Source organism: Psychromonas sp. 14N.309.X.WAT.B.A12 (assembly GCF_030397575.1).
GTDB lineage: Bacteria > Pseudomonadota > Gammaproteobacteria > Enterobacterales > Psychromonadaceae > Psychromonas.
Genome location: NZ_JAPNXS010000004.1, coordinates 300,131 through 307,865, shown reverse-complemented (window position 1 = coordinate 307,865; position 7,735 = coordinate 300,131). Strand labels below are relative to the sequence as shown.

The 7,735-nt window shown below is 36.3% G+C and carries 7 protein-coding genes and 1 pseudogene; 6 read left to right on the top strand and 2 right to left on the bottom strand.

Annotated features, from left to right (window positions below):
• On the top strand, window positions 1-260 hold a 260-nt coding region (locus OW492_RS07850; protein ID WP_290039373.1), incomplete at its 5' end, for a DNA-directed RNA polymerase subunit alpha C-terminal domain-containing protein.
• Window positions 261-295: 35 nt separating this feature from the next.
• Window positions 296-676 (top strand): 50S ribosomal protein L17, encoded by a 381-nt coding sequence (rplQ, locus tag OW492_RS07845; RefSeq protein WP_028869287.1) that lies wholly within the window; start codon window positions 296-298, stop codon window positions 674-676.
• A gap of 221 nt (window positions 677-897) precedes the next feature.
• Here the strand turns inward: rplQ and OW492_RS07840 are convergent.
• Window positions 898-2,155, bottom strand: a pseudogene (locus tag OW492_RS07840) (IS4 family transposase).
• A gap of 289 nt (window positions 2,156-2,444) precedes the next feature.
• Between OW492_RS07840 and OW492_RS07835 the strand changes: the two are divergent.
• Window positions 2,445-2,789 carry a hypothetical protein gene (locus OW492_RS07835; protein WP_290039372.1) on the top strand — a complete coding sequence of 115 codons (345 nt, stop codon included), beginning with the start codon at window positions 2,445-2,447 and terminating at the stop codon, window positions 2,787-2,789.
• Window positions 2,790-2,909: 120 nt separating this feature from the next.
• On the opposite strand, the gene dcm is transcribed toward OW492_RS07835, so the two are convergent.
• Entirely contained in the window at window positions 2,910-4,220 is a 1,311-nt protein-coding gene (gene dcm, locus OW492_RS07830) for a DNA (cytosine-5-)-methyltransferase (RefSeq protein ID WP_290039371.1), read from the bottom strand.
• A 71-nt stretch (window positions 4,221-4,291) separates the two neighbouring features.
• Between dcm and OW492_RS07825 the strand changes: the two genes are divergently transcribed.
• The 3 genes from OW492_RS07825 to OW492_RS07815 are packed head-to-tail and all read left to right on the top strand — an operon-like array spanning window position 4,292 to window position 7,728.
• Window positions 4,292-5,713 carry an AAA family ATPase gene (locus OW492_RS07825; RefSeq protein ID WP_290039370.1) on the top strand — a complete coding sequence of 474 codons (1,422 nt, stop codon included), beginning with the start codon at window positions 4,292-4,294 and terminating at the stop codon, window positions 5,711-5,713.
• Entirely contained in the window at window positions 5,706-6,977 is a 1,272-nt protein-coding gene (locus tag OW492_RS07820; RefSeq protein ID WP_290039369.1) for an LlaJI family restriction endonuclease, read from the top strand. The genes OW492_RS07825 and OW492_RS07820 overlap by 8 nt, the downstream gene beginning before the upstream one ends.
• 31 nt (window positions 6,978-7,008) lie before the next feature.
• Window positions 7,009-7,728 (top strand): HAD family phosphatase, encoded by a 720-nt coding sequence (locus tag OW492_RS07815; protein ID WP_290039368.1) that lies wholly within the window; start codon window positions 7,009-7,011, stop codon window positions 7,726-7,728.
• The last annotated feature ends 7 nt before the right edge of the window (window positions 7,729-7,735 follow it).

Sequence of the window (7,735 nt, the reverse complement as noted above, 5' to 3'; positions counted from 1 at the left end):
AAGCTAAACCTGAGTTTGATCCAATTCTTTTACGCCCAGTAGATGATTTAGAACTCACTGTTCGTTCTGCGAATTGTTTGAAAGCGGAATCGATTCATTATATCGGTGACCTAGTACAATGTACTGAAGTTGCACTTCTAAAAACGCCTAATTTAGGTAAGAAGTCTCTAACTGAAATCAAAGATGTACTTGCTTCACGTGGACTGTCTCTAGGCATGCGCTTAGAAGATTGGCCACCAGCAAGTTTAATCGAAGATTAGACTAAAGCCGATTCACGAATAATAAGGATTAGGTTATGCGCCATCGTCAAAGTGGACGTCAGCTTAACCGAAACAGTAGCCACCGTCAGGCTATGTTTCGTAATATGGCAATCTCTATTGCCACGCATGAAGTTATTAAAACTACAGTGCCAAAAGCAAAAGAATTGCGTCGTGTAATTGAGCCATTAATTACATTAGCTAAAACGGATAGCGTTGCTAACCGTCGTTTAGCATTTGCTCGTCTTCGTGATGATGCAGTAGTGGCAAAATTATTTAATGAACTAGGTCCTCGCTACGCGACTCGTCCTGGTGGATACACTAGTATCATTAAATGTGGTTTCCGTACTGGCGATAAAGCTCCAATGGCTTATATCCAGTTTGTAGACCGTCCAGTTGTAGCGGACGAAGAAGCGTAAGTTTCTTTTAAGGATTAGCTTCAAAGTTACTTGCGTTTTGTTTTCAAAATAATCAGTTATTTTAGTTTTTTTGAAAAATTTAGCGCAAGTTATTTTGTAACGATTCCTAAGTCGCAATAAAAAAGCCGAACTTATGTTCCAATGCCGTTCGGTTAAGAGATTTTAGGCTTAAATCTTAACGGATATCTAGATGGAATATAGAACACTGAACGTGAAAACGTTCAGTGTTTCTTTTTTTGGGCAAAAAAAATGTTTAACATCTTCTCGCATAAGCTGAAGCTTTTTCGAAATAGTGCCATTACCTAATGGTGCATAGGCTCTTATTTGCGTATCTATAATACAAATGGAGGCCGTGAAACTGATCCGAGTAGGTTCAACCTGCGCTTCTAGCGCAATATTAACCATTTCAAGTCGGATCAAATTATAACCCAATAGTACCCCCATAGTTTCTGCCATCTCTCTTCTAGAAAACGAATTCGTAGTGTTATTTCCCCATTAAGCTGATTATTTTTAAGCTCGCCAAAACTCTGCTCTATTTCCCATTGTTCCCAGTACACAGATAGTAATGCATTCATTGAATACAGTGTCGGATCAATTAATGAGGTAATAAAGCCTTTAATATCACTCTTTGGATCTTGGTAACATATCATTCTTACTTACCAAGTCTCTGGTAAGGTTGGATTTTTAGCTCTTGCTTGCGGGGATACTGGCATTTCGATTAATAAGTCATTATCGGTATACCGATCAATAACTTAATACCGCATAGCTTTTTTACCGGTGTTAGCCAATGTGCATTGATACCGAACTGCTGCCAATTGAGCATTAGGTCTGCTGAAAAATAACAACGATCGAATAAGGTTAATAAATTTTCTGGAATATCGCTCAGTAGCCGTTTAGCTAAGGTTATCTCGCAGACACTACAGCTATCAAATGCATCGACAAGTAGCATCCGAGTATGCATTGAATGCAAAGAAACCATACGAAGTTGCGGATAAACAGGATTAGATTTTGAGATAAAACCAAATGTTTCTCTATTTTCTGGCGTGTCTTGCGACCTAAAGGTCGTGCCATCTACGGCTAATAAGTTTAAACCGATACTATGTTTTTAGCGATGATAGATTTATCTCAAGCCGCACAAGTTGTACTAAAAAGGTAGCTCATAGGAGATTTACCTAATCGCTTTCGACAATCGGTGAGTACACTTGGGGCAACATGGTCATAGACTTCGTCAGGGTTAGTTTGCAAAGCAATATCGAGTGAACCACAAACTTATTTTATTGAGCAATTTCACATTAACCCCATCATGATGATTAGCCAAACGGCTTGCTCTGCAGGTAAGCGGAGACGTCGAACACTCGCTTTTTGAGTACAAAATAATACTTCTTCAATCCATTTAGAATCAATGGCTGTTAATACGCTGTCGTAAGCCTCTTTATTTTCAAATGACTCATACACCAATTCCATCTCTTGATTAAACAAAAAAATCCCCAATCTTATTAAATAAGGTTAGGGATTATGATCTATCTGAAAGATCGTTCAAGTTTTCTTCTTAGATCTTTAACCGATCGGCATTAAACTTATGTTCGGCTTTTTTGTAACGATTCGAAATGCTTTAATATTCAGTCACATAATTGAATTCCATCACAGTTCCTCATCAACTTTTTGATAGTATATAAAGCGAATATGTTAAGAATAAGTAATTTTTTTAATATACTGTTCTTCGGATTACACTTCGAAATTATCAATCACATAAAGGAAAATTTTTATAATGAGACAAGCTTTGATTTTGAACCACGCATGCGTAAAAACTTTATCAGCAGTTGAAACTGAACCTAGTCGTTCAAACCAACATGAGTTAAATGGCGTAAGCCAACTAAAATCATTATTTGGCACAGCTCGTCAAAGCATATCAGCAAATTTTTCAATTCGTGGGGAAGCTGGCTTCATTCCTGTAATATTGACTTGGTATGACGCTCGAGAAGCTCACCCGACTCGTTCTGAGTATCGATTGTACTTTCCAACCAACACTGTTATGGCCCAAGCACAAGAAGGTTCTACATTGGTTTTTGGAAGTGATAATTCAGGACAATTCTGGGGTGAATTAATTCGTTAGATTGAAAGATTCACTTGAATATATTTTCAAGTGAATCTTTGTGCGACGTATAATTTTTATTATATGGGTAATTTAAATTACTAAAATATAGGTTAATTTAAAGAAAAATTAACAAGTAATCTAATTTCTAGAGTTTTCAGCTTTAGCTAACGTTTTAACCATTTCAACTGCAACCGCATCAATAACTTTCATACAAACTGAGTTACCAAACTGTTTATATATTTGCCCTTTCGATACTGCTTCTACAATGAACTCTTCTGGGAAGCCTTGTAAACGAGCGCATTCTCTAGGTGTAAGCATTCGAGGGTTCTTCGCTAACTCATCTTGACTAATCAAAATCTCTGAGCCATCCTTATAGTAACGCGCGCTTATTGTATTTGTATAAACATCATCCCTATTATTCACCGTACACCCAAAACCATTACCTTTGGTTTTATGTTGTTCTTTTCTTTTTTGATGCCCTTTCCACAATTTATCTGAGATAGTGAATCTATCTTTTTGTTGTTCTTGAAAATCAATTTCAAGTTCTTTCTTTGATTGTAAGATATCGCCCACTCGAGTCACTTCTTTGGAACCAACAGGCCAAGTAAACAGATCATTAAAGCTTAAATCATTACCAAAATAATCACGATCAAAACCAATGATAAAAACCCTCTCTCTATTTTGTGGAACACCAAAATCCCCAGCTCTTAATACTTGTACATCAACACTATATTTGAGCTTTTTAGAAAGTGCATTCCTAGCGTCTTCACTCATAGGTACGTCATCAGAAACTTTTTGATCATGTTCTCCACGTAGAATAGCAAGTATCGTTTCTAACGTGCGGCCTTTATCATGTCCTCTTAGCTGCTTTACATTTTCAAGTAAGAAAGCTTTAGGTCGTTTTTCGGTAAGTATTCGTTGAATCTCAAAAAACATAGTTCCACGAGTATCATCAAAGCCTTTACCTAAACCAGCTTGTGAAAAGGACTGACAAGGAAACCCACCAAGTAAAATATCATGATTTGGAATTTCTGAAGACGCTATTTGGGTAATATCACCATTAGGCATTTCACCATAATTGGCTAAGTAGGTTTTTTGAGCAAATTTATCCCATTCAGATGTAAATACGCAATGGCCACCTAACTCTTGAAATGGTAATCGTATGCCTCCGATACCAGCAAATAAATCAATAAACGTAAAGTCAGAGTCTTCTATTCTCTGTTGCTTAAATGGAGCATTTTCATAGTGAGCCTTTAAAGTAACCTCTAATTTTAGAATTGCATCCCACTTAGAAACCGTTGGTTCATGCTCACCATTTATCCAACCACGTACTGTTCGCTCTCCGGTAACATTCATTCCTAAAAGATTAGCCAATTCTGTTGGCCCTAATCGCAGTTTATTACTTAAGTTTCTGATATATTCAGCTTTATTTATAATTTTAGTTGTCATAGTGACCCACTTATCCGATTTTTATCCCGGAATAATATCACTGTGTATTAAAACAGGCAATAGGGTGGAATATGTTTACAGGCTCACTAGTACAATTTATTAAAGAATGTTCTGATTTAGAAAGTGGTATGGGGGTAGAATATGCCCCTCTTTCTCCAAGCTTCATTTTTTCCAACACAGGTAGAGGAGGTAATCCTAAACACTTCTCTGTCACACTCCAGCAATTAATTGGCGTTATGGAAAATATAAAAAGCAATCTTATTTCGTTTAATAATTCACCAAATTACGTAGAAGGAACTTGGAGAGATCTCTTTTCAACTCACATCCAAGATTCTGTTGTAAATGCATTATCTACAGTCCAGACATTACCCCTCTATACGTTAATCAATAAAACAATTTTTATTGCGAACGGGCTTAGTAACTATCAAGAAAAACTAATGCAACTATCTGAAAGCCACTTAGAAACAACCATACAATATTTAAGTAGTGAGCAACCTGATGATGTTGTAACTACGAGCCAGCCAACAAACAAAATTCAGGGCACAAATATTATTTTTTATGGGGCCCCTGGTACAGGTAAAAGCCATACGATCGATGAAAGTACTAAAGACTCTCGAAAAACAATTACTGTTTTCCACCCAGATACACAATATAGCGACTTTGTTGGTTCATTAAAGCCAAAGATGGAAGAAGACCCTAACGACTCCTCTAAACGTCAAATCACTTACCAGTTCCGCCCAGGGCCTTTCACTAACGCATTAATTGAAGCATTAACTTTTTCTAGCGAGCACGTATATCTAATTATTGAAGAAATTAATCGAGCACCAGCGGCAGCTGTTTTTGGTGAATTATTCCAGTTACTAGATAGACTTAATGGCGCAAGTAAGTACGAAATTGATGCTACAGATCCTGATATGCTTGACTACATTAATAACCAGTTACCCATTGATAAGGTAATTACAAAGATCTCTATTCCAGCTAATTTATCCTTGTTAGCAACAATGAACAGCAGTGACCAAGCAGTTATGCCTATGGATACTGCATTCAAACGCCGCTGGAACTTTAAGTACATTAAAATTGATTTTGATAATGTAGATGTTCCTAGCAATAACTTCAGAATACCTACAATTGAAGGTGTTTACGATATTTCTTGGTCTAACTTTGCCCAAATCATTAATGAAACCTTAATTAAATGTCACGTTGCAGAAGATCGTCTATTAGGACCATTTTTCTTAAATAAGAATGAGGTGGCAGATGAAGAATCCACTAAAAATACCTTAAGCGGTAAATTATTCGTCTACCTCTGGGATGATATCTTGCGCCATTTAGGTCATACAAAAGTGTTTTCACCAAGTTATAAAACATTTGGTGACTTATCTAACGCCTTTCATGAGGATCAGCCTATATTCAACTCACAAGTAGAAGATGCAATTAAAGAAAATGGAGAAGAAGTGATAGCAGAAGACTTACAAGGTGAAATCATTAGTGAGTAATATTCGTTATTTCACTGATCGTAGCCTTTTAAAAAAGATACCAGAAGAAATTCTGTCAGTTATGCGTTCATACGGCCTTATCGTCATAGATGATGTGAAAATCCATTTTTGTGGCGTACTTTCCTATGGGGATGATTTAGCTATATTTCTTCCTAGAAACCATAAGGCTCTTGATGATGAATCAAGCATGGCAGGTCACTACTTATTGAAAGCCTTGCTTAAGTACTTTCGTGAAAAAGAAAGTGGTGTTTATTCTCAAGAACAAGGTGATACTGTCATTGGTGGCAGATCATTCTCACAAGTAGCTCAATTGCTTGATGACTATCGCACTAATGGATTATATGTGCGCCGAGTAAAAGAACAAACAATCAATGCAGGAAAGGTTCATTGGCCTCGTACCATTGCGAGAAGCACTGCTTTTCCCGCTAATGGCAGGCCTGTTTATTTAGACTTGGCCACTTCTCGATCTCGCTATATAGCTAATTGTGAAACAGCAAAAATTCATGCTCAGGTAATTCGAGAGTTATTTACAACTTATGGACACTTATGGTTTGGTAATTCTAATTTGATTGATGATCGCCTATTGCAGATAGGAGATCCAGTTGGAGATAAAACTACCCAAATTGCTTATTTAGAACGTGAGCTTCGCTTAAGTTATTCTGAACGAGATATTTTTCTAATTAAAGGTTTGATTAAATACCTTCGACTTGAAAAAGGTACAGCAGTAAGTAACGTACTAATCGGGGTTCGTAAATTCCATACCCTATGGGAAGCAATGCTTGATGAGTGCCTAATTGGAAAATATCCTGTTAATAGTAAATTACCTGTGCCAATTTATCGAACCAAAGAAGATAAATTTAAAGCGATGGCTAGAAAAGGCCAAAGAACAGATACTGTTCTTAAAAGCAATGAAGGTAAGAAATTTGCTATAGTTGATGCTAAATATTATGAAGCAAGTTCACCGCAAACAGCTCCAGGTTGGCCAGATTTAGTTAAGCAATTTTACTATCAAGATGCTCTTTCAATACTTGAAGGTAATGATTCAAGTATATCTAATCATTTTATTTTTCCTGGAACTGTAAAGCACATCAAATCGGTACATGTTGCAGGAAGACTTAAGGAAATTAAATCAGAAGGAGATTGTTTACCTGAATACCAACCTATATATTGTCATTATCAAGACCCAGGCCAATTACTTGAAGTTTATGCAAAAAACAAAAAATTAGAACACCTTACTTACAAGTTATTTAATATAAAAATCTAAATTAAATAGTAAAAAAACAGGCTTTTATCATATGATTAAAAATAATAAAGCTTTTACCAATTTCCCTAAGATATGGTTTTTCGATATGGAAGGGACGATATTGAAAAAGGACATTTCTTTAGATAATGGTAAAGTCGCACCAAGTGCATGGACTGTATTAGCAAAAGAGCTTGGTGAACAATGCTACCTTGAAGAAGAGAAGACAAAGGACAAATGGTTAAATGGAGAATATATAGGTTATCTTGATTGGATGAAAGATACTGTTGAAATACATAAAAAGTACGGTTTGACTGAAGATATCTTAGGTAAAATAACAAATAATTCAGAGCTTCAGCAAGGGGCAATCGAACTACTTTCTTTCTTGAAAACTAAAGGAGTGACTACGGCCCTTATTACAGGTGGCTTTAAATGCTTAGCTGATAAAGTTCAAAGGAAACTAAAGATTGATCACGTACTTAGTGGATGTGAATATTTTTTTGATAATAGTGGAAACCTAGAGTTCTATAATTTACTTCCATCAGATAACGAAGGAAAAGTTACCTTCATGCAACAGATCGCTGCAGAGCATGGCGTTTCCCCCTCCGAATGCATATTCATAGGGGATGGAAAAAATGACATATATTTGGCAGAAAAAGTGGGGGTTTCAGTCGCATTTAATGCACAAATTGAGCTACAAAGAACTGCAACTCACATTTTGAATCAAAAGAATGGAGAAGAAAACCTACTTAGTATTCTTGATTTACTAACGTAGCTAGTTT